This is a genomic window from Nostoc paludosum FACHB-159 (genome assembly GCF_014698835.1).
In the GTDB taxonomy this organism is placed as follows: Bacteria; Cyanobacteriota; Cyanobacteriia; order Cyanobacteriales; family Nostocaceae; genus Nostoc; species Nostoc paludosum.
Map to the genome: position 1 here is coordinate 64,873 of NZ_JACJTU010000005.1, position 18,064 is coordinate 82,936.

General features: G+C 41.8%; 16 protein-coding genes. 10 read left to right on the top strand and 6 right to left on the bottom strand.

Annotated elements, in window-relative coordinates; genetic code table 11:
* Positions 1–25 precede the first annotated feature (25 nt).
* Together H6H03_RS06875 and H6H03_RS06880 are read right to left on the bottom strand one after the other, a co-directional pair.
* On the bottom strand, positions 26–445 hold the full coding sequence (locus H6H03_RS06875; protein WP_190954402.1) for an ester cyclase: 420 nt from the start codon (positions 443–445) through the stop codon (positions 26–28).
* Between the two features lie 348 nt (positions 446–793).
* Entirely contained in the window at positions 794–2,617 is a 1,824-nt protein-coding gene (locus H6H03_RS06880) for an ABC transporter ATP-binding protein (protein ID WP_190954403.1), read from the bottom strand.
* A 1,089-nt stretch (positions 2,618–3,706) separates the two neighbouring features.
* On the opposite strand from H6H03_RS06880, the gene H6H03_RS06885 reads away from it, so the two are divergent.
* The 8 genes from H6H03_RS06885 to H6H03_RS06920 all read left to right on the top strand — a co-directional run bounded on the left by H6H03_RS06885 (position 3,707) and on the right by H6H03_RS06920 (position 13,615).
* A complete protein-coding gene (locus tag H6H03_RS06885; protein ID WP_190954404.1) occupies positions 3,707–4,072 on the top strand; it encodes a hypothetical protein in 366 nt (121 codons plus the stop codon).
* A 97-nt stretch (positions 4,073–4,169) separates the two neighbouring features.
* Entirely contained in the window at positions 4,170–5,297 is a 1,128-nt protein-coding gene (locus H6H03_RS06890; RefSeq protein ID WP_190954405.1) for a TOMM precursor leader peptide-binding protein, read from the top strand.
* On the top strand, positions 5,261–6,604 hold the full coding sequence (locus H6H03_RS06895; RefSeq protein WP_242057772.1) for a YcaO-like family protein: 1,344 nt from the start codon (positions 5,261–5,263) through the stop codon (positions 6,602–6,604). The genes H6H03_RS06890 and H6H03_RS06895 overlap by 37 nt, the downstream gene beginning before the upstream one ends.
* A 161-nt stretch (positions 6,605–6,765) precedes the next feature.
* A complete protein-coding gene (locus H6H03_RS06900) occupies positions 6,766–7,497 on the top strand; it encodes a SagB/ThcOx family dehydrogenase (RefSeq protein ID WP_190954406.1) in 732 nt (243 codons plus the stop codon).
* Positions 7,498–8,330: 833 nt separating this feature from the next.
* Positions 8,331–8,603 (top strand): hypothetical protein, encoded by a 273-nt coding sequence (locus tag H6H03_RS06905; protein ID WP_190954407.1) that lies wholly within the window; start codon positions 8,331–8,333, stop codon positions 8,601–8,603.
* A 392-nt stretch (positions 8,604–8,995) separates the two neighbouring features.
* Positions 8,996–9,736 carry an RNA methyltransferase gene (locus H6H03_RS06910; RefSeq protein ID WP_190954408.1) on the top strand — a complete coding sequence of 247 codons (741 nt, stop codon included), beginning with the start codon at positions 8,996–8,998 and terminating at the stop codon, positions 9,734–9,736.
* Positions 9,737–9,907: 171 nt separating this feature from the next.
* The gene (locus tag H6H03_RS06915; RefSeq protein ID WP_190954409.1) at positions 9,908–11,476 is read left to right on the top strand and encodes a serine hydrolase; all 1,569 of its coding nucleotides are present in this window, start codon (positions 9,908–9,910) and stop codon (positions 11,474–11,476) included.
* Between the two features lie 804 nt (positions 11,477–12,280).
* The gene (locus H6H03_RS06920; RefSeq protein WP_190954410.1) at positions 12,281–13,615 is read left to right on the top strand and encodes a hypothetical protein; all 1,335 of its coding nucleotides are present in this window, start codon (positions 12,281–12,283) and stop codon (positions 13,613–13,615) included.
* Between the two features lie 138 nt (positions 13,616–13,753).
* Here H6H03_RS06920 and H6H03_RS06925 read toward each other — a convergent pair whose 3' ends face one another.
* The 3 genes from H6H03_RS06925 to H6H03_RS06935 form a co-directional block, all read right to left on the bottom strand.
* Positions 13,754–14,191, bottom strand: a complete 438-nt coding sequence (locus tag H6H03_RS06925; RefSeq protein ID WP_190954411.1) for a response regulator — start codon at positions 14,189–14,191, stop codon at positions 13,754–13,756.
* A 391-nt stretch (positions 14,192–14,582) separates the two neighbouring features.
* Positions 14,583–15,950, bottom strand: a complete 1,368-nt coding sequence (locus H6H03_RS06930) for a DUF3370 domain-containing protein (RefSeq protein WP_190954556.1) — start codon at positions 15,948–15,950, stop codon at positions 14,583–14,585.
* 31 nt (positions 15,951–15,981) lie between these two features.
* Positions 15,982–16,503 carry a pyroglutamyl-peptidase I family protein gene (locus tag H6H03_RS06935; protein WP_190954412.1) on the bottom strand — a complete coding sequence of 174 codons (522 nt, stop codon included), beginning with the start codon at positions 16,501–16,503 and terminating at the stop codon, positions 15,982–15,984.
* Positions 16,504–16,579: 76 nt separating this feature from the next.
* Here H6H03_RS06935 and hisH point away from each other — a divergent pair, with 76 nt between their 5' ends.
* Both hisH and rsmD read left to right on the top strand, forming a co-directional pair.
* A complete protein-coding gene (gene hisH / locus H6H03_RS06940; RefSeq protein WP_190954413.1) occupies positions 16,580–17,215 on the top strand; it encodes an imidazole glycerol phosphate synthase subunit HisH in 636 nt (211 codons plus the stop codon).
* 90 nt (positions 17,216–17,305) lie between these two features.
* Complete coding sequence (rsmD, locus tag H6H03_RS06945; protein ID WP_190954414.1) at positions 17,306–17,875, top strand: 16S rRNA (guanine(966)-N(2))-methyltransferase RsmD; 570 nt, start codon at positions 17,306–17,308, stop codon at positions 17,873–17,875.
* A 65-nt stretch (positions 17,876–17,940) separates the two neighbouring features.
* Here the strand turns inward: rsmD and petG are convergent, their stop codons facing one another.
* The gene (petG, locus tag H6H03_RS06950; protein ID WP_063721252.1) at positions 17,941–18,054 is read right to left on the bottom strand and encodes a cytochrome b6-f complex subunit V; all 114 of its coding nucleotides are present in this window, start codon (positions 18,052–18,054) and stop codon (positions 17,941–17,943) included.
* Positions 18,055–18,064 lie beyond the last annotated feature (10 nt).

Consider the following 18,064-nt stretch of genomic DNA (forward strand, 5'->3'; position numbering starts at 1 on the left):
TATCGAAAACTTGGCCGATGGAGGATTAATGGTCTGTTGGTTCAATTCTTGCACCAAGTTGAAGAACTCGTCCGAGGTCATCAGCGTTTCGCCAAGTTTCAGTTATCTTCCCATCAACAATCCGATGAATGAAAGTAGCTGTAAACGTCTGCTGACGACCACGAGCAGGTATGCCGAAGAAACTTTCTTGGGTGCAAGTATTAGTTGCACGCACAACAACTTTATCAGCTTCAGCAATTACATCTTCAATTGTCCATTTTTGGTCAATATCTCCAAATGAAGCAAATAGTTGACGTACACCATCAGGCCCTGGGGAAAGCCCAGGTAAACCACCGTGCATTTTCCAATTTGGAGCAGTCATTTCACAAATATCTTCAATATTATGTTCGCTAATAAGTTCAATCCAGCGTCGAGCTATTATTTTGTTGTTCTCAATATTAGACATCGCTACTCCCTTTGAATAGTATTCCTATTCGTCTAAGCATCAAGCAATTTTATACCAATATCTATAATTTAAAAAGCCCTGAAAAAATCCAGGGCTTTGTTTTTATATCCGGTTTATTAAATGCCAGCTAAAAATCTTTGCCAGCGCTTTTCTATACACATAATCATCGCTCAATGGTTTGCTGAAAAATAGGGGGTAACTACCCAATTTTTACCCATTTTCTCTGGGTATCCTCTTAATACTTTCTTTAGATTTCTATAAACCTCAATCGAGAATCGGTTATTGGGATTTAAACATTCCACTATTCTGCAACGCCATTTTTCTTTGTAAATGTCTGATTCACGATCTTTACTGCTGGTCGGAAATCCCGTAGTGTTGTGCCTGCATATTCCACAGCGCGGTATATTCGCCTCCACGCTCCAAAAGTTCCTGATGAGTGCCATCCTCAATTAAACGTCCAGCTTTGAGAACTAGGATTCGGTGAGCCATCCGCACTGAAGCCAATCTGTGGGTAATGAGAATGGTAGTTTTGCCCTCAGCTAGCTCAATAAACCGAAGATAAAGATCGTACTCGCTACGGGGATCGAGTGCAGCAGTCGGCTCATCCAAGAGTAATAATTGGGCTTCTTTGCGGACAAAAGCACGAGCTAGAGCTAACTTTTGCCATTGACCTCCAGAAAGTTCAGTCCCGCCAAACTGCTTGCCCAGTGGTGTATCCTCCTTTGTGGGAAAATGCTCGACTAGTTTGACGATATCGGCTTTTTCAACCGCGTACTTTAGAATATCTGGACACTCCAAAGCAGCTAGGTTTCCTAAAGCGATATTTTCTCCCAGCGTCAGCGCATAGTGTCCAAAGTCCTGAAAAACTCCAGCAATTTGCTGCCGCCACTGTTCTAAATTGAAATTTCTCAGGTCGATGCCATCCACTAGAATGCTTCCTGTGGTTGGATCGTATAGCCTCGTCAACAGCTTAACTAGAGTAGTTTTACCCGCTCCATTTTCGCCTACGATCGCTACCGTTTGACCAGAGTAAAGGGTAAAAGAAATATCCTTGAGAGCCAGCCGACCATCTGGGTAGCAAAAGTCAACTTTCTCAAAAGTAATACCTGAGCGAATGGGAGTTGGTATTTTCTCTCCAGGTATGCTCAATGGCATTGAAATTGGGCTATCGAGAAAATTGAAAAACTTCTGCATGTAGAGAACATTCTCAAACAAATCCAGCCAATTACCAACAAATCCTTCTAAATTATTCTGAAAGTAAGTCAATGACTGTACGAACAGAAGTACGCTTCCTGGGGTGAAATCTCCTTTAAAAGCCTTATTTACCACCCAGTAAAAAGAAAAACCATTTCCTAAAGTACTCAAAATAGCTAAGCTAGATGACCAAAATGCTTGCTTGCCCCTGAGATAACGCATAGATTGATGTAAAGACTCGAATGCTTGCAGGTAACGCTCCATAAAAAACGAACCTAGCTTAAATAACCTGATTTCTTTGGCATAGGTGTCAGTGAGCATCACCGAAGTGTAATATTGCATCCTCCGCGCGTGAGGACTGTTTTCAAATAAAGTTAGCCAAATAGCTTTGCCATACTGAGAAGAAACCACTATCTGAGGTATAGTTGCGATCGCTATTACAAATGGTATCCAAAAAGCTAGGGGTGCTAGTAGTCCAACAATAACTATCAACGTCACCAAAGATCGACCTAATTCAACCAAATTATTCAGCAAATTCAACGGCTTATAGTTAATTTGTTCTTGGAGAAGTTGTAGCTCATCATAGAACTGAGAATCTTCAAAACGGCTCAGGTCTGGAAAAGTATCAGCTTTACGCATTAACAATAAGCTGATATGAGCCATTAACTTATCATTGAGATTTCCCTGGAGTGCGAATATCCAAGGATACAAAAGCGTTTGTAATAATAAAGCTCCCACCCATCCTGCTACTAAAGGTAACAAGATTGCATTACCTAATTCTTTGCCGGATGTTAATGCTGTTGCTACAGTATCTACCACTAGTTTAGTAATCCAAACACTGATAGCAGGAAGAATCCCCTGTAACAAAGTGACAGCAATCAAAAAAAGCATTTCCTTCGGTGCTGCTGTCCATAACAAAGGCAGAGAACGAAATAAAGCTCTAGTGTAGTCTTTAAACCCAACTCTGAAATCGCTCATGAATTAAACCTGATTTGTTATTTAGATACTTCTCTAATTTCAAAAAGGTTGGATTCTGTTATCTCTCACTTGATTACTCCCAATCAACTTATATCTCCATTTCTAGGGTATGAATATATCAAAAATAATTAAAGTTTATGCCCTAAAGAATTTAAAGCTCTATGAAAATAGCCTACAACCTATATCAACTCTGGAATTCAACCTTGAGGAGATATTTAGCTTGAGTTGCTGTTGTTCGATAATCTCCTGTTTATAATCGTAGTATGGCTATTTTTCCTAAGGCGATCGCATAAATATAAGCTCTAGAGTTAAAGCCTGATAATATATTTAGCCCAAACTAACTTTTTGCGATAATCTTCTACGTATAATCGTAGTATTACTACTTGACTAAAGTTATATTCATAAATGAATAGAGCCACATTTTTCAATAGTCTAATCGTTACTATTGAAAAACTAGCTTTAACTCTCAAATTACGTTATATTAAAGAATTTTTTTAAATAAGTAAAGCAATATTATCGCTTTTGTTATTGCTATCAACAGTTCATGCCATCTTACTTAGTAAAGAACAAAATTGTTATCCATAGTACAATATACCTCTTGAGAAAGAATAAAAAGCTTTAGAAGAAGATATTGTTATAAGAATTAAAGGCTCAAAAGAGACACTATTGGTGACGTTGATTACAGCAAAATTTTTTCTAATACTAAGTTCTGCTTCAACAGAATATTCTCACTCCCTACTCCGAAACCAAGTTACTATCTGTGACTGCAACTTAGTATAAACACAAGATTTTGAGGCACATATCCATGTGTAAGTCCACGTTACTGATAAGCAACTTATTTTGACTTTTTGTAGATGAGTGAGACTCTTATCTAGAGTCTTAGCTTTTGTTAGCTAAACCTGCCAAGGGATGATAGTTGAAAATTAAGCTTTGTCTCATCTTCTGGTCATTCCTTCCTACTCACTTCTTTAAATACGTATTCTTCCGTGAAGATTTAGTTGACTCAAAAACGTCATCAAACTTTTTCCGGAAATCGAATGCACATTCACAGACAGATTAATGAATTGAACTTAAAAGGAGTAAGGAATCATGCTTGCCCAAAAAACACCGACTCAACAAACAGTAGAAATGCGTCTGATAGACAAAGCAGACAAACTAGAACAACTTCTGTTGTCTGATGAGGAAATAGCAGCTTTAGAAAAATTAGCAACGCCAGGAGAATTTGAGTCTACCATTCAACAAAGATGGTTTGCTAGTTGTGGCGGATGTGGCGGATGTCGCGGATGTGGCGGATGTCGCGGATGTGGCGGATGTGGCGGATGTATACCATGTCGCGGATGCATACCATGTCGCGGATGTGGCGGATGTGGCGGATGTGGCGGATGTAGATTTAATGGTGACAAAACAGTATCTGGTGTCATAGAAGACAATGATGAGGTCGGATTTGGATACTAATTAAGCTCATCCCGCCTCTTAAAGGTGATGGAATTTCGCGTTGACTGTTGACTGTTGATTGTTAACAGTCAACAGTTAACAGCCTTTTGAAAAGCCTATGAAATTAAACGACGATCGCCGCCTGCGTCTACTAGAACATATCATTGTTCGCGTTATGCCACCAGATTGTCATGACGAAGAAACTATGATATTCAAAACGACGCGGCGAACACTAGCAGTAAAAGGTCAAGCATTGCACGATGTGGAAAAGATTGTTTTACCTTTATTAGACGGCTCCCGAACAATAGGAGAAATACGTACTGCCATTGGCGAAAAGTTGACAGATTCTTCACTAAATCAATGTTTAGAGTTTTTGATGGATAATCGCTTAGTAGAAGACATTTTAGAAGATACAGTCGATTTAGATAGTCGTGCTTATTTACTCCCTCAGATCGCTCTTTATCATGAGCTAGGCTTTGAGCAAAAAGATGCCCAGAAGTACTTAACCAACGCTAGAATTGCTGTTTTCGGACTCGCAGGTTCAGGGCTGGTAACAGCAATGAATCTAGCTAGTGCTGGTATTGGTTTTCTCCGTCTGTGCGATGATGCTTGCACAGTGGTGTCCGATTCCCTGATGATGTCAGGCTCGGTATTGAATCAAATCGGTGCTTTTCGAGGTGTGGAAGCAGCTCGACAAATCGAGGCGATGGCAGGAGTCACCCGAACAGAAGTTGTAACAGATTCTTTAACTAACGATGAAACAGTAAATACTTTGCTTGATGATGTTGACCTGGTTGTTGTCGCCACCGATGCAGTATCAGTCAATTTAGCCTATCGCTTGAACAGACTATGCTTGAAAATGCAGCGTCCATTGCTCCCAGGCGGTACTGCTGGTGTTGAAGGAACTATCGGTCCATTGGTCTTTTCTCAGGATGGCCCTTGCTATTTGTGTTATCGGATGCGGGCTATGGCCTGTGCGAAACTTCCGGAAGCTGAGTTGGCAATTGAGCAGTTTCTCAACCGTGAACGCCGTTCTCAACCACGACTACGAGAAAACTTGCCCATAGGGCAGATGTTAGTTGGTAGCTACCTGGCTCTGGAAGCAATCAAGATGTTGCTCGGTTTGCCCATGGCCACTGACGGAAAATTATTGCATCTCGATTTGATCGGCACAAAACTGACTCACAACGTTGTACTAAAAAAACCTGGTTGTCCCCATTGTTCGGGGCAGGAGAGAACACAGTGAATGCAGCGATCGCTAGTCCACGCTGGCGCGATTTAGTCAGCCCCCATACTGGAATTATCCGAGCCATAGATAGGTTCGCCAAGCCTTATACAGAGTTTGAGTTGCCAGTTTTGTGGCAGGCCGAATTAGCAAATTTTCAGCTTCACAAACAGCAAGATGATTTACGCTACGGCGTAGGCAGGGGTATGACTGATGAACAAGCGATTTTTGGTGCTGTTGGCGAAGCTATAGAACGCTACTGCGGCAGCATTGTCGATCGCCACCAAATCGTTATCAGTAGCTACGAAGAATTAGGCGATGTTGCAGTTCCTCCTCCAGCTTTTTTCTCGTTTTCTGACAAACAATATTCTGACCCAACTTTTCCTTTTGCACCTTTCGATCCAGCAATGCAGACTTCGTGGATTGCTGCTTTTTCTCTGGCAACTAACCAAGAAGTTTTAGTCCCAGCATCCCTGGTTTATTTTGATTGGCATAGCGATCTACCAGGGGATTATATTTTACCTGTCAGTTCTAATGGCATGGCTAGCGGCCCAACTCTTGAGTTTGCTGCCTACAGTGGCTTGTGTGAGTTGATTGAGCGCGATGCTTTTATAATTACATGGTTAAACCGCTTACCTGTTCCACGCATTTATTTCGACCACCGACCAGGAATTGAGACGGAAATTGCACGCCACTACGCCAGATTTGGAATTGAGCTAGTTACCTTCGATTTGACCACTGATATTAAAGTCCCAGTTGTGATGGCCATGTTAATCGATCGCTCCGGCAAAACTCCAGCCGTTGCAACTGGTCTGGGATGCCATCTCGATGGGCCAACGGCGCTTCGCAAAGCGATTTTTGAAGTTTGCCAATCCCGCTTTGGCGACATAGAACGTATGGCTGGGGGCGCTGGGGCTAATCTCAATCAGTATAGTGATATAGAATCTTTGGAGGATCACAGTGCTTTTTTCTATACAACCGCTCGACTGGGTGAGTTGGACTTCTTATTTAACCATGACCAAAACCTCAATGTTGAAGATTTACCAACTTACGCATCTCAACTAGAGGTAGAGAAATTGCGATCGCTGATTGTTAGCTTGCATTCAGCCAATGTTGAACCTTATTTAGTCGAGATTACAACCTCTGATATCAGGCCTCTTGGTTTTCGAGTAGTGCGGACTTTAGCCAGTGGACTAGTCCCTATATATTTCGGCTATGGACAAGAACCACTAGGTACTCAACGTTTGTTCGAGGTTCCAGAAAAGCTGGGTTACGGCGGAAAACGTACAGAAGATGCTCTCAATCCTTGTCCGCATCCTATGGCTTAAGGGAAAATCGTAGACGCATAGCGGCTTCCCGTTCGCAGAGCGTCCCGAAGGGAAGGGTACCACAGAGGACGCAGAGGGCACGGAGAAATAAGAGTTTTAGAGAGTTATTGTGTAAGTTTTCATAGTGTAAACACTTAATTTAACGTGAGAAAATTAAAGTAATGTATACAGATAAAGAACCTCTGGAGCTAGCTCTTCTGTATCATTTAAACTCCCCAGTGCCTAAAAGTTATGTCAAGCGTGTTCCGGCTACTCAACTGCGGTATATGCCGGAGGCTCCTTTTCTCGAACTTCCGAAAGCACCGCGCAATAACCCGCTAACTGAGCTTTTGGAAGGACGTTCTTCTGTGCGATCGTTTGAGAATAAGGTTATGCCACTCATCTCATTGGCTCAACTGCTCGACGCCGGATGCGGAATCAACGGTCTGCGTCAAGTGGAGGGTCAATTCTTTGAAGGTCGCAACTCTCCCTCTGCGGGAGGACTTTATCCGATTGAAGTTTTCGTATCCACCCAAGCAGTAGAAGGTCTAGCTGCTGGATTATATCACTATGAACCACGCGGTCACGGTCTACATCGGGTTAGTAATGCAGTACCCACAGATTTTGTAGAACCCCTATTGCAACAGGATTATATTGTGAATGCCAATGCTGTGTTTGTGTTCACATCTGTTTTCATGCGATCTATGTGCAAATACGGTGCCCGTGGCTATCGCTTTGCTCTTTTGGAAGCTGGCCATCAAGGTGAAAATATATGCCTAATGGCTGTGCAATTAGGCTTTGGCAGTCTTTGTATCGGGGGATTCCATGATATGAGTCTGAACGCCATTTTAGGCATTGATGGAAAGCATCATGCTGCACTTTACTGTGTTGCAGTCGGTAGTTTTGACAGGTAATAAGAACAGGCAATAAGAGACTATTTATAAACAGGACTTACGCAAGATGTGACCAAAAGCCTTATTCTTGCGTAACGGTAATTCATGTAGACGCACAGCGGCTTCCCGCAGGGTATTACCGCTACTTTCGTTATATTTTGCGTAAGTCCTAATAAAGTAAAAATAAAATTATTGTAGGGGAGCCAGTGCGGGCTTGCGGGTTAAGAGATTTGAAGCAACTGGCGTTGTGTTAGGCGTAAATAGGTAGTTGTGAATATTTATCGTCAGGATAAGGCAGGAGGCAGGAGGCAGGAGGCAGAAGGAAAGAGGGTTTTAGTTCACTTAATCTTTATTAACATAGTTTGATTTTTTCACACCAACTTACTTATATTTTGAGATTACTTACCACGAAAAATATGAGATGAGCGCCTAACGCACCGCTATATAAGAGGGTGCGTTAGGCTAAAGCCGTAACACAATGTCAGTTGCTACAACGGAGGGAACCTCCGCAACGCACTGGCTCCCCTACTTAAGATTTATTTTATAAATGATCTCTTATAGCTAGTGATTTTCATTTAAATAACGTACAAGTTAGGGTAGCACAACTGTGCTACCCTACAAATTATTGGTATTCCTGACCCAGGATTATGTTAGCCTAGTTCATCTTGCCATTATTGCTGCCAATAACGGAATTAAGGCAAAAAGTGACCAAGAATTCAGATTTCTATCGATCGCGAAGACAAAATCATTAACAGGGGTTGCTACTGTATTCCCTAGTGATTCCAGCTTTTTCTCGATTGAATGGCTGGTATCAGTTTTGTTATGGCGTTTGTTTTCAGGTTTGATGGTTATAGATGAACATAGGAATAATCCAGCCTTACGGTAACGGGTTTTTGGACGTTGTGCCAGACGGTGAAGGCAGTGACTATTGGCAGATTGCAGCTATACACATCAATGGCCAAGCTTACTGCCCGACTCCTCGGCTTTATCGTTCAGAAAAAGTGGCATTAACAAAAGCTGCACAAATTTACGATTGGATAGTTGACCATGAACACCAAATCAGTAATGGAGCTTACAACTGTTCTGAATTGAAACTCATCCTATGGCAGCAGCCAAAAGTATCTTAGTTAAGTAAGCTGATGCGCTTTTAAATTGCATAACTCTACTCGCCAACAAGACGCCGGGACACGGGGACAGGGGGACACGGAGATGCAATTTGAATGACGATTAGCTTAGCGATATTGCTTTTTTTGAGCGATATCAATACATTTGGCCATCGCTTTTACAAACTACCATCAAGTACAATCAATTCCTTATGGTAAAAGTGAAAGCGATCGCTTTGTTAACATAATGCGAGCTGACAGCGAACGGCATTGATTCTGCCTTCAGAGAAAGAATCTAATTTAGGTAATTTTGGCGATTATACAAAAACTCAAGTTTGAAGTTGAACGATTTCAAAACTTAACTCACTAAAATGCAAAATCTAAAATAATATAAATACGATCGCTGGAGGCAAAAAATGAGCTTAGCTGGATTAAGAATTGTGTTGGTAGAGCCAGCTGGGCCCTTCAATGTCGGCGCGATCGCCAGGGTAATGAAAAATTTCGGGCTAAATAACTTAGTATTAGTCAATCCCCAATGCGATCCTTTATCGGCAGAAGCTTTAAAAATGGCTGTTCATGCCAAAGAAATTTTAGAATCTGCGGTAATAGTGGCAACTTTACCAGAAGCATTGCATGGATGTGTCAGGGCGATCGCCACCACCGGTCGCGATTGCAGTTGGGAAATACCTTTAGAAAACCCCCGCACTGCCCTACCCTGGCTACTGGAGGAACCAGAAAAACCCGCAGCCCTAATTTTTGGTAGAGAAAACCGAGGATTAAGCAATGAAGAATTAAATTACGCTCAGCGCTTTGTTTTTATTCCCACAAACCAGAATTATCTATCCTTGAATTTAGCTAGTGCTGTGGCAATCTGTTGTTATGAATTGTCACAATGCACCCAGCAACCAGAAACTCAAACCCTACCCCAAAATGAACTCGCGCCTTTAGATGTTGTGGAAACATACTACCAGCAATTAGAATCATTACTACTGAAAATTGGTTATCTGTACCCACATACCGCAGCTAGTCGCATGGAAAAATTTCGCCAACTGTATAATCGCGCAGGGCTGCAAACTGCCGAAGTAGCTATGCTGCGAGGGATTTTGCGGCAGGTAGAATGGGCACTTAAAACTCACAAGGATAGTGAAAACTTGTAATAATTCGTTTAATATATACGCAATCACCCCCCCCAAAATATTTAATATTAAACTAAACACAAAAATGCTACTTAGTGGCAAAGTGGAATTTGAGCATCAATATTGCTTGAAGGTTAAGTTTTGGGTCAGGAGTCTGCAAGAAAACAGTCCAGTGGGTCACAAGGAGTACCAGTGTCAGAGTCAAGTGACGAACTAACAGCTTTCTCGCGGCGTCAACCCTTAAACCGCCGCCAGCGTCCACAAAAGGTTCAAAAAGTGGCACCAAAGAAAGTGAAAGCGAACAGCCAGCAGCAAGTTGTTGCTGGTAAAACGGCGCCGCTAGCACGCCCAAAAAATCGCATGGGTTCTGGGCAAACCCCAGCGGCTACACGCAGGGTAAAATCAGAGTTACTCATGCCAGCAGCAGTTAAACCTATACCGAGTGCGAAAATAAGAATTCCTCCCTCGCAATCGGGTGTTGCAACAGTTAAAACGGTGCGGATGGAAAAGCCAAAAATTGGCAGGCGTTCATCGCGTAAGACACGGTTAAAGCCAATGGCCAAAACCATATTGTATGTACTGCGCTTGTTGATTGTCGGTGTTGGTATGGGCGCAATCGTAGGCACAGCCTTGTCAGTATTAGACCCCGCTAATCGCATCACCACAAGTTCAGCGCCCCAATCTAGTAATAGTAATGTGACGCGATCGCAGGCGCAACCCACCCCTACTGCCCCAGTGACATCTTCAACCCTACTTTTATCTCAGGAAATCATCCCCTTAAAAACTACGGTGCAAAATTTAGCCACCAGCAACCCAAATCTCACACCGGGAGTTTTCTTAGTAGATTTGGATACTGGTAATTATGTAGATATTAATGCCTCTACCAGTTTTCCTGCGGCTAGCACAATCAAAATCCCGATTTTAATTGCCTTTTTTCAGGATGTCGATGCAGGGAAAATTCGCCTTGATGAAATGCTGACCATGCAGCAGGAGGCGATGGCAGGCGGTTCGGGAAATCTGCAATACAAAGCAGCCGGAACCCAGTATGCTGCTTTGGAAGTCGCCACTAAAATGATTACCATCAGCGACAACACAGCCACAAACATGCTAATTACCCGACTGGGAGGCATAGATGCTTTAAACCAGCGTTTCCGCAGTTGGGGATTAACAACCACAGTCATTCGCAATCAACTGCCAGATTTGCAAGGGACAAACACCACTAGCCCCAAGGAACTAGGGAATTTGATGGCAATTGTCAGTCAGGGAAATTTAGTCAGTATGCCATCACGCGATTTAATGCTGGATATTTTGCGCCGCACCCAGCGAGACTCATTGTTGCCATCCGGTTTGGGAACAGGTGCTAGAGTATATCACAAAACAGGTGATATCGGCACAATGTTGGCAGACGCAGGTTTAATTATTGTTCCCACTGGTAAGCGCTACGTGGCTGCTGTGATGGTACAACGCCCCAACAACGACCCCCGCGCCGAAAAACTCATTAGCTCAATTTCTCGTGCTGCTTATCAAGAGTTTAGCCAGAATCCAGTTACACCAAGCAATACTACAACCACTGTACCTACTAACGGTTATCAACCGCAGATTGTCAATCCTGTTTTACCCAACACCACCACAAGCACCGTACCTATGACTGGTTATCAAGCTCCGATTATTAGTCCTGTACCCAATGGTATGGGAAATACTTTACCTACAAATAGTTATCAAACTCCAGTTATGAATCCGCAGTATTATCCCCCAAGATAAGGGACTTGGAAATAAAAAAATATCCCATCGCCTTGGCGCAGGGGAGCAGAGGGGAGGAACAGTTGGATTTAGTCCAGAAATTTGGATAATTTATTTTTTGGAGTTCTCTAATTTGGGATTTTTGAATTTTTAATTTTGCATTTATCCTGGCATCTACCACCCTCCAAATCTAATTTTTTGCTGGAATTGTAGTGAAATTAATGTAGTTATAATATAAATTTAGGTCAATACTAATACAGATGTAGGGTGTGTCACGCCATAGGCTAACGCACCCTATTATTGTTTTGTGTGCAATTTCAGTTGATACTGTGTCAGTTTAAGGTTCATACAAATATAGCAATTGCCTGCTATAGGACTCCTATTTGATTTTTGAACAAAACTGAGTACACATTCATTTTCTAAAACCCTATTGCCTATTGCCTTCCTACGCAAATCAGTTCAGTAATCAAAGCGGATTCCTATAGTTTATCCCTTTTTAATCACTACCGGAAAATAAAAAAATACTATTCCCAACTTTAACCTTAGACAAAATTAGAAATTGAGCGATCGCGGTCTAGTTTTCTCATTTAAACTGGTTTGTTGGCTATCAACCTATCCCAGTAGTACCAAAAATGTGAGAATCTGCTTTTCAAATTTTTAATTATAAAATCAAGCTTATATCTAGCTTGTATTTATATCTAAGCTTGTATATAGTTAAATAAAAAACTTGAATTCTGAATTCTTGCTCATAAATCTAGCTATTGCTAGATGTTCCAATTTTGTTAAAAGCTATAATTTACATCTGTTGCACCGAGAGATTAGCTTGTGGATGCCATATTAGAACGATCGCACGAATTAAAACAAGCCCTAGTTGATTTTGTCCTCGACGCAGAAGGCGAACTCGCACAAGCACTGGAAACTTACGCAGCTTCTCAGTTGCGCCGTGGAAGTGGCGATAGTACCCAGCAGGACTTAATCATCGATAGCTTTATCACAGAAGGAAAAGTCGGGGAACACTCACCATTAGAGTTGTTTCTCGAAAGTCATCCAGATTTAGACCAGAGCGATCGCAACTTAATCAACAGTTGGCATCGTAGTTTTATTGGCTTATTTGCCATCACTAACATCCTACCTGATGGCTTTGAATTAACCAACTGGCTAACAGATAAACACTACATTGTCAAGGCAAACAATCCTCAAACATTACAGGCAATATCTCGTTTGAAAGTTGGAGAGATTTTACTAACTCGCATTTCTCCTGTTACCGATAGCTATTGGATATTTTCTGGCCCTTACACACTCATGGGTAAATTAGGTAAACCAAAACTTGCTGTAGCAATTGGTAATTTCAAAGAAAACTATAAAAGTAATCTTTACAGCGATGCTCCCGAATTGCTAGAGGAAGCTTGGGAATCGGTAGCCAAATATCATCAACAGTTTCTCGAATTTTTTGATACTGATGAAATTACATTACCAGGATACCAACTGAATAAAAAAATAGCGGAATTTCAAGAAATAATTACTGAGAAAAGCTTGGCAGCAGCCGGAATCGATACTTCTAAATCCCTGGCAGAAGTGGCAGAAGAAGCTGGCATTGACGATGAAGAAATCAAAGCAGCAGCAGCAGAATTGGGTGCTGATTCCAACGCAGTTTCTCAGATATTTAACAACAAAAAGGGCAATAGCAAAATGGTGATGCCCAAAGTTGATTTACCGCCTGAACTCAAGAAAGCAGAACAGGTCACGGCTCTTTCTCATCCTCGTTGGGGGCAAATGTTTTTACCAACATATACTAAGGTGCAAACTATTTTATCAGCACAAGATTGGCAAAGTGTTGAAGGCGCTGAAAAATTAATTCGCTTTTACATTGAAGATAAAAGTATTAATGCCTTTATTTGGCATCGATTAGCGCAACAATATCCGACTCAATTAGAAAATGTGTTGCAAACATTTCTGCAACGTCCAGATTTTCGGCTTGAAAGTGATTTAGACCCACTTTTGCAAGAATTCAACAAACCTATTGAGCCAGAGTTACCAGAAATTGCTAGCGTACCCATACATCTACACAACTTATTTCAAGAAGCATTAGGAGAAGTGAATAAATCTAAGCCTAAGGGTAAGGGGCAGCAAAAGTCAGCCAAGGGTTTTCAAAGAAGTTAGCAGATAAAGCAGAATTTAGGAGTCATAATTCAGGGGTCAACAATTTCAAGGTGCGTTGCACTACGTGACAACACACCCTACATCAAATTTATATTTTTTCATATAGATTAAATTTTTCTTGCCGACTTACTATATATTTTAAAGTTCGGAATATATAAGCTGAACAATCTGATCTACAATTTTTTCTGGACTCTCAAGCTTGACTAGAAATCGATCGAAACCAGCATTCAAAGCCTTATGCTTTGAGACTTCCCGTGTATAAGAAGTAATGGCGATCGCTGGCAACTCTCTTATAAATTGGCAAGAATGCACTCTAATTTGCTCAATTAACCAATTTCCATCATGGCCAGGCAATCTCATATTGGACAGCAAAATATCGGGATGAAGAGTTTCGACTAAAGCCAACGCTTGTTCGGCATTGGGTAAAGCAATCACCTCTGCGCCAGCTGCTTCCAAAATAAAAGTCAGTAAATCTGCAATCTCTGGCTCATCTTCTACCAGTAAGATCAGGATTCCAACAAGGCTATGCAGCGAATTTAACTCACTTTCTTGGTTGGTTGTTCGATCCGTTGCCATAGCTTCCTTTTATTGCCTGTCATATTCTGCTATTTCTATTGCAACGCATCTAGTCGAATAAGTGTTCACCCTAAATACACAAATTTGGGGTGAAAAACTCTATCAAAAAAACTTAATAACAGGGAAGAGGCAAGAAGGCAAGAAGGCAAGAAGACAATAGGCAATAGGCAATAGGCAAGAAGACAAGAAGGCAATAGGCAATAGGCAATAGGGGAATCCCCGTAGTTGAAATTAGGGGATTTTAAAAAGGATGTATTCAAGTATCAAGGGCTACTACCTATTTTTAAATGTTTAATTTCTCTATAAGAAAAATTAGGAGCAAGGAGTCCGATTATTGAGGCAGGTTATCTTCACTATTGCCCATTGCCCATTGCCTATTGCCTTTTAATCATTACCGAGTTTCAGCTTGAGTTGACACTGTTAATACTTGCGGTGGTGTAGCATCTGGTGGATAGAGGAAGTCTACTTCTACTAAAGAGCGATCGCCAGCTTTCATGTTTAATGAAACTAAGGGTTCTCCTGGTTGACCCCGCTTTTGTACTAAATGCACAAACTCTGTTTTTGGCTGATTTTGCTCGTCTTTATAACGTATCCGTACTGTCCCTCGAAAGAAGACTTGACGCGCTGGTGTACTCAAAAAGCGTAACCCTGGCTGAACTAACCGATCCTCTTTAAGGGGAGTTTGTATTGATACACTCACTGTTTGAGAACTTTGGGTATTGTTATATAACGGCAGCTTCAAACTATATTGAATTCCATAGTTGCCATGAGCGCGATACGCAGTGTCAGGATAGCGCACCAGCATCTTACCACTTTGAATTTGATTAGTTCCTAAGGTACCACGATGCAGAGTACTCAAAGCGTAGGAAAACATTTGGCCGGGTTGGGGAATAGTTAAATACCTAGCTTTAGGATTATCTACTAATAAGGCTCGCCATTGGGTACCAGCAACCACTCCAGCAACACGCCCGTAAACTATTGGCTTGTCAGTTTCTTCTAAAGGAGTGGGGGTTTTATCTCGTGGAGTAGCTAAATCACCATTATTTAGTAAATTTTCCCATTCTTCCAAAGTCGGCGCACGTTCGCCACCATCAGAATTTGTAGGGGCGAACATAGCTAGACTAGCTGCATAGACAGTACCATTACTTTGCAACCGTATCAAAGTAGACCGACCATTGAGAGGCGGCGTCAATCCCTGCACCGGAATTGGTAAATTTAGTAACATCCGACTTTGCCCTGGTGGAATTTCAATTTGGGCAGGGAAAATATTTTGTCGTTGTCCTCTTAATATATCAGTCATCACGCGATCGCCTGGGCCAGCAAAAATTTTTCCTAAAGGATTTGGGGTAAAGGATGGTAACTCAATAAATGGTGCATCGGGTTGGCTTAAATAACTCGCTGCCTGCAAAATATTTACCTTCACCAACTGCGAAGTAGGGTTATGCAACATTATCCCCAGATAAAGAGAACGTAAATTTTCTGGTGGTTCGGCTCTAGCTACATGATGAGCAAAAATATCAAATCTTCCTCGAAAGGGAAAATTTAGATGTGCTGTAGGAAATTTTTTGTCTTTTGGTGGAAAAGTTGAAAGTAAAATTCCTTCTTTTAAAACTAATTCTGGACTATTACTGTTAAAAGTTGGCACCGTATCCAACTTACCTGGTAAAGGGCGCACTTGCTGTGATTGCACCACTTCTTGAGGCGGTGCTGTAACAGGTGTCGATTGGGCTATGGGAGAAATTAGTAAAAACGGCAACATATACTTAGGTAACACTTTGAACATACAGACACTAACAACTTGATGAAAGTGCCAGATTGTTAATAATTAATAAGAAATCAGCCACAATGCCACTCAAATTTTCTCCATTGAGAACCGGAACGTGAACAAAGATACAACGCGCTGGTAATTGTTTTTGCTTTAGGTAGTCTAAGACGCAATAGTAAAGACCTTCGCAAACAAATTTACCGCAGTCGTGGCTAATGTCAATTGCCACTGCTTCGGCGACTAATTTTTCTAAATCAACATCTGTGTGCAAAACACTTTCACCAGAGGTGGCGGTTAATTCCACACTTAATTTTGTGCGACTGGCAGCCATGCCACAACAGATAATGTAATCAGGTTGGATTGCATTGATTTTTTCAATTACCAGAGAACTGGCCTGTTGCACATCTACGGGTAACGACCGCAAAAAAGTTAAATCATGGGGAATCACCTGAAGTTTCGTAACTTCTATTAATAAATCATCAGATGAATTTGATTGTTGATCCCTCAGCCAAGTGTCAAAAGAAGTTAATAGAATTCTTTTCTGCATAACAAATATTATTTACAATAGGAATATTATTTAGAATAGAAAAACCCTCCATAATAATTTTACAAGGAGCAGGTAGATGCCAGTGATTGCGGTCGTAGACTACGAGATGGGAAATTTGCACTCAGTCTGCAAAGGTTTGGAAAAAGCCGGGGCAACTCCTAATGTTACTTATTCTGCAAAGGAATTAGAACAAGCAGATGCAATAGTTTTGCCGGGAGTGGGAGCATTTGATCCCGCAGTACAACATTTAAGATCGCGTGGTTTAGAACAACCGATCAAAGATGCGATCGCATCCGGCAAACCTTTTTTGGGCATCTGTTTGGGACTGCAAATTCTCTTTGAATCAAGTGCAGAAGGTATCCAACCAGGACTGGGAATTATCAAAGGAAAAGTCCGGCGGTTTCGTCCCGAACCAGATATTACTATTCCTCATATGGGTTGGAATCAACTGCAAGTGACTCAGCCAAAAAGTCTTTTGTGGGAGCATTTGCCGTCAAATCCTTGGGTGTATTTTGTCCATTCCTACTATGTCGATCCAATAGAAGAGCAAATTCGTGCAGCAACCGTCACCCACGGTACTCAAACTGTAACAGCTGCCATCGCCCGCGAAAACCTGATGGCTGTCCAATTTCACCCGGAAAAATCTTCTAATATTGGATTGCAAATCTTGTCTAATTTTGTTGCTCAAGTACGGGAAAAAATTCCTGCATAATTATTTTTGTCATGAGTCATTTATGAATAAATGAAAATGATCGTTAGAATTCCCAATGCCCAATACCCAATGCCCCATGCCGAATGATCGATGAGTCTGAGAATTTACGGGAATCGCCAGCTAAAAACTTTACCAGGTAAAGAGACTAGGCCTACTAGTGCTAGAGTAAGGGAGGCGGTCTTTAATATTTGGCAGGGAAAAATTACAGGTTGCCACTGGCTAGATTTGTGCGCTGGTACTGGTTCAATGGGCGCAGAGGCTTTGTGTAGAGGAGCCGCCTTAGTAGTGGGAATCGAAAAATCCAGCCGAGCCTGTGCCACAATTGAGCAAAATTGGCAACAGGTAGCTAATCCCGAACAAGAATTTCGGGTACTGCGGGGAGATATTATTGGGCAGTTAAAAACGTTATCAGGCAAACAATTCCATCGGATCTACTTCGATCCACCTTATGCCAGCGGATTGTATGAGCCAGTTTTAGTAGCGATCGCCCAGCATCAACTTTTAGATCCTAACGGCGAAATTGCAGTTGAACACGCTTCACAAGATTGGACATCGCCAGAGATTCCCACTTGGGAAATTTGCCGCCAGAAAGCTTACGGCAACACATCACTTACTTTCTACCGAATTCGGAGCCAGGGGGATGGGGAGATGGGGGGATGAGGAGATGGGGAGAGAATTTCACCCCACCACCCTATCACCCCACCACTCCTAACTCAACAATCACTCTAGCCTCCCAGCTGGTTGGGGCGTTTGTATTGCTTATAAGCAGCGTAAAACAATCCGGCAAGGGTGACGAAAACTAGACCAAGGACAATACCTGAGAGCAGGGGTTCAACCACTGTAAGTCTC

Excerpts from the sequence above, each read along its gene's own strand:
- H6H03_RS06910 (WP_190954408.1), top strand. The coding sequence starts at position 8,996 with ATGAGCTTAGCTGGATTAAGAATTGTGTTGGTAGAGCCAGCTGGGCCC.
- H6H03_RS06890 (WP_190954405.1), top strand. The coding sequence starts at position 4,170 with ATGAAATTAAACGACGATCGCCGCCTGCGTCTACTAGAACATATCATT.
- H6H03_RS06900 (WP_190954406.1), top strand. The coding sequence starts at position 6,766 with ATGTATACAGATAAAGAACCTCTGGAGCTAGCTCTTCTGTATCATTTA.
- hisH (WP_190954413.1), top strand. The coding sequence starts at position 16,580 with ATGCCAGTGATTGCGGTCGTAGACTACGAGATGGGAAATTTGCACTCA.
- H6H03_RS06925 (WP_190954411.1), bottom strand. The coding sequence starts at position 14,191 with ATGGCAACGGATCGAACAACCAACCAAGAAAGTGAGTTAAATTCGCTG.
- H6H03_RS06905 (WP_190954407.1), top strand. The coding sequence starts at position 8,331 with ATGAACATAGGAATAATCCAGCCTTACGGTAACGGGTTTTTGGACGTT.
- H6H03_RS06875 (WP_190954402.1), bottom strand. The coding sequence starts at position 445 with ATGTCTAATATTGAGAACAACAAAATAATAGCTCGACGCTGGATTGAA.
- H6H03_RS06885 (WP_190954404.1), top strand. The coding sequence starts at position 3,707 with ATGCTTGCCCAAAAAACACCGACTCAACAAACAGTAGAAATGCGTCTG.
- H6H03_RS06935 (WP_190954412.1), bottom strand. The coding sequence starts at position 16,503 with ATGCAGAAAAGAATTCTATTAACTTCTTTTGACACTTGGCTGAGGGAT.
- H6H03_RS06880 (WP_190954403.1), bottom strand. The coding sequence starts at position 2,617 with ATGAGCGATTTCAGAGTTGGGTTTAAAGACTACACTAGAGCTTTATTT.
- H6H03_RS06930 (WP_190954556.1), bottom strand. The coding sequence starts at position 15,950 with ATGTTGCCGTTTTTACTAATTTCTCCCATAGCCCAATCGACACCTGTT.
- rsmD (WP_190954414.1), top strand. The coding sequence starts at position 17,306 with ATGAGTCTGAGAATTTACGGGAATCGCCAGCTAAAAACTTTACCAGGT.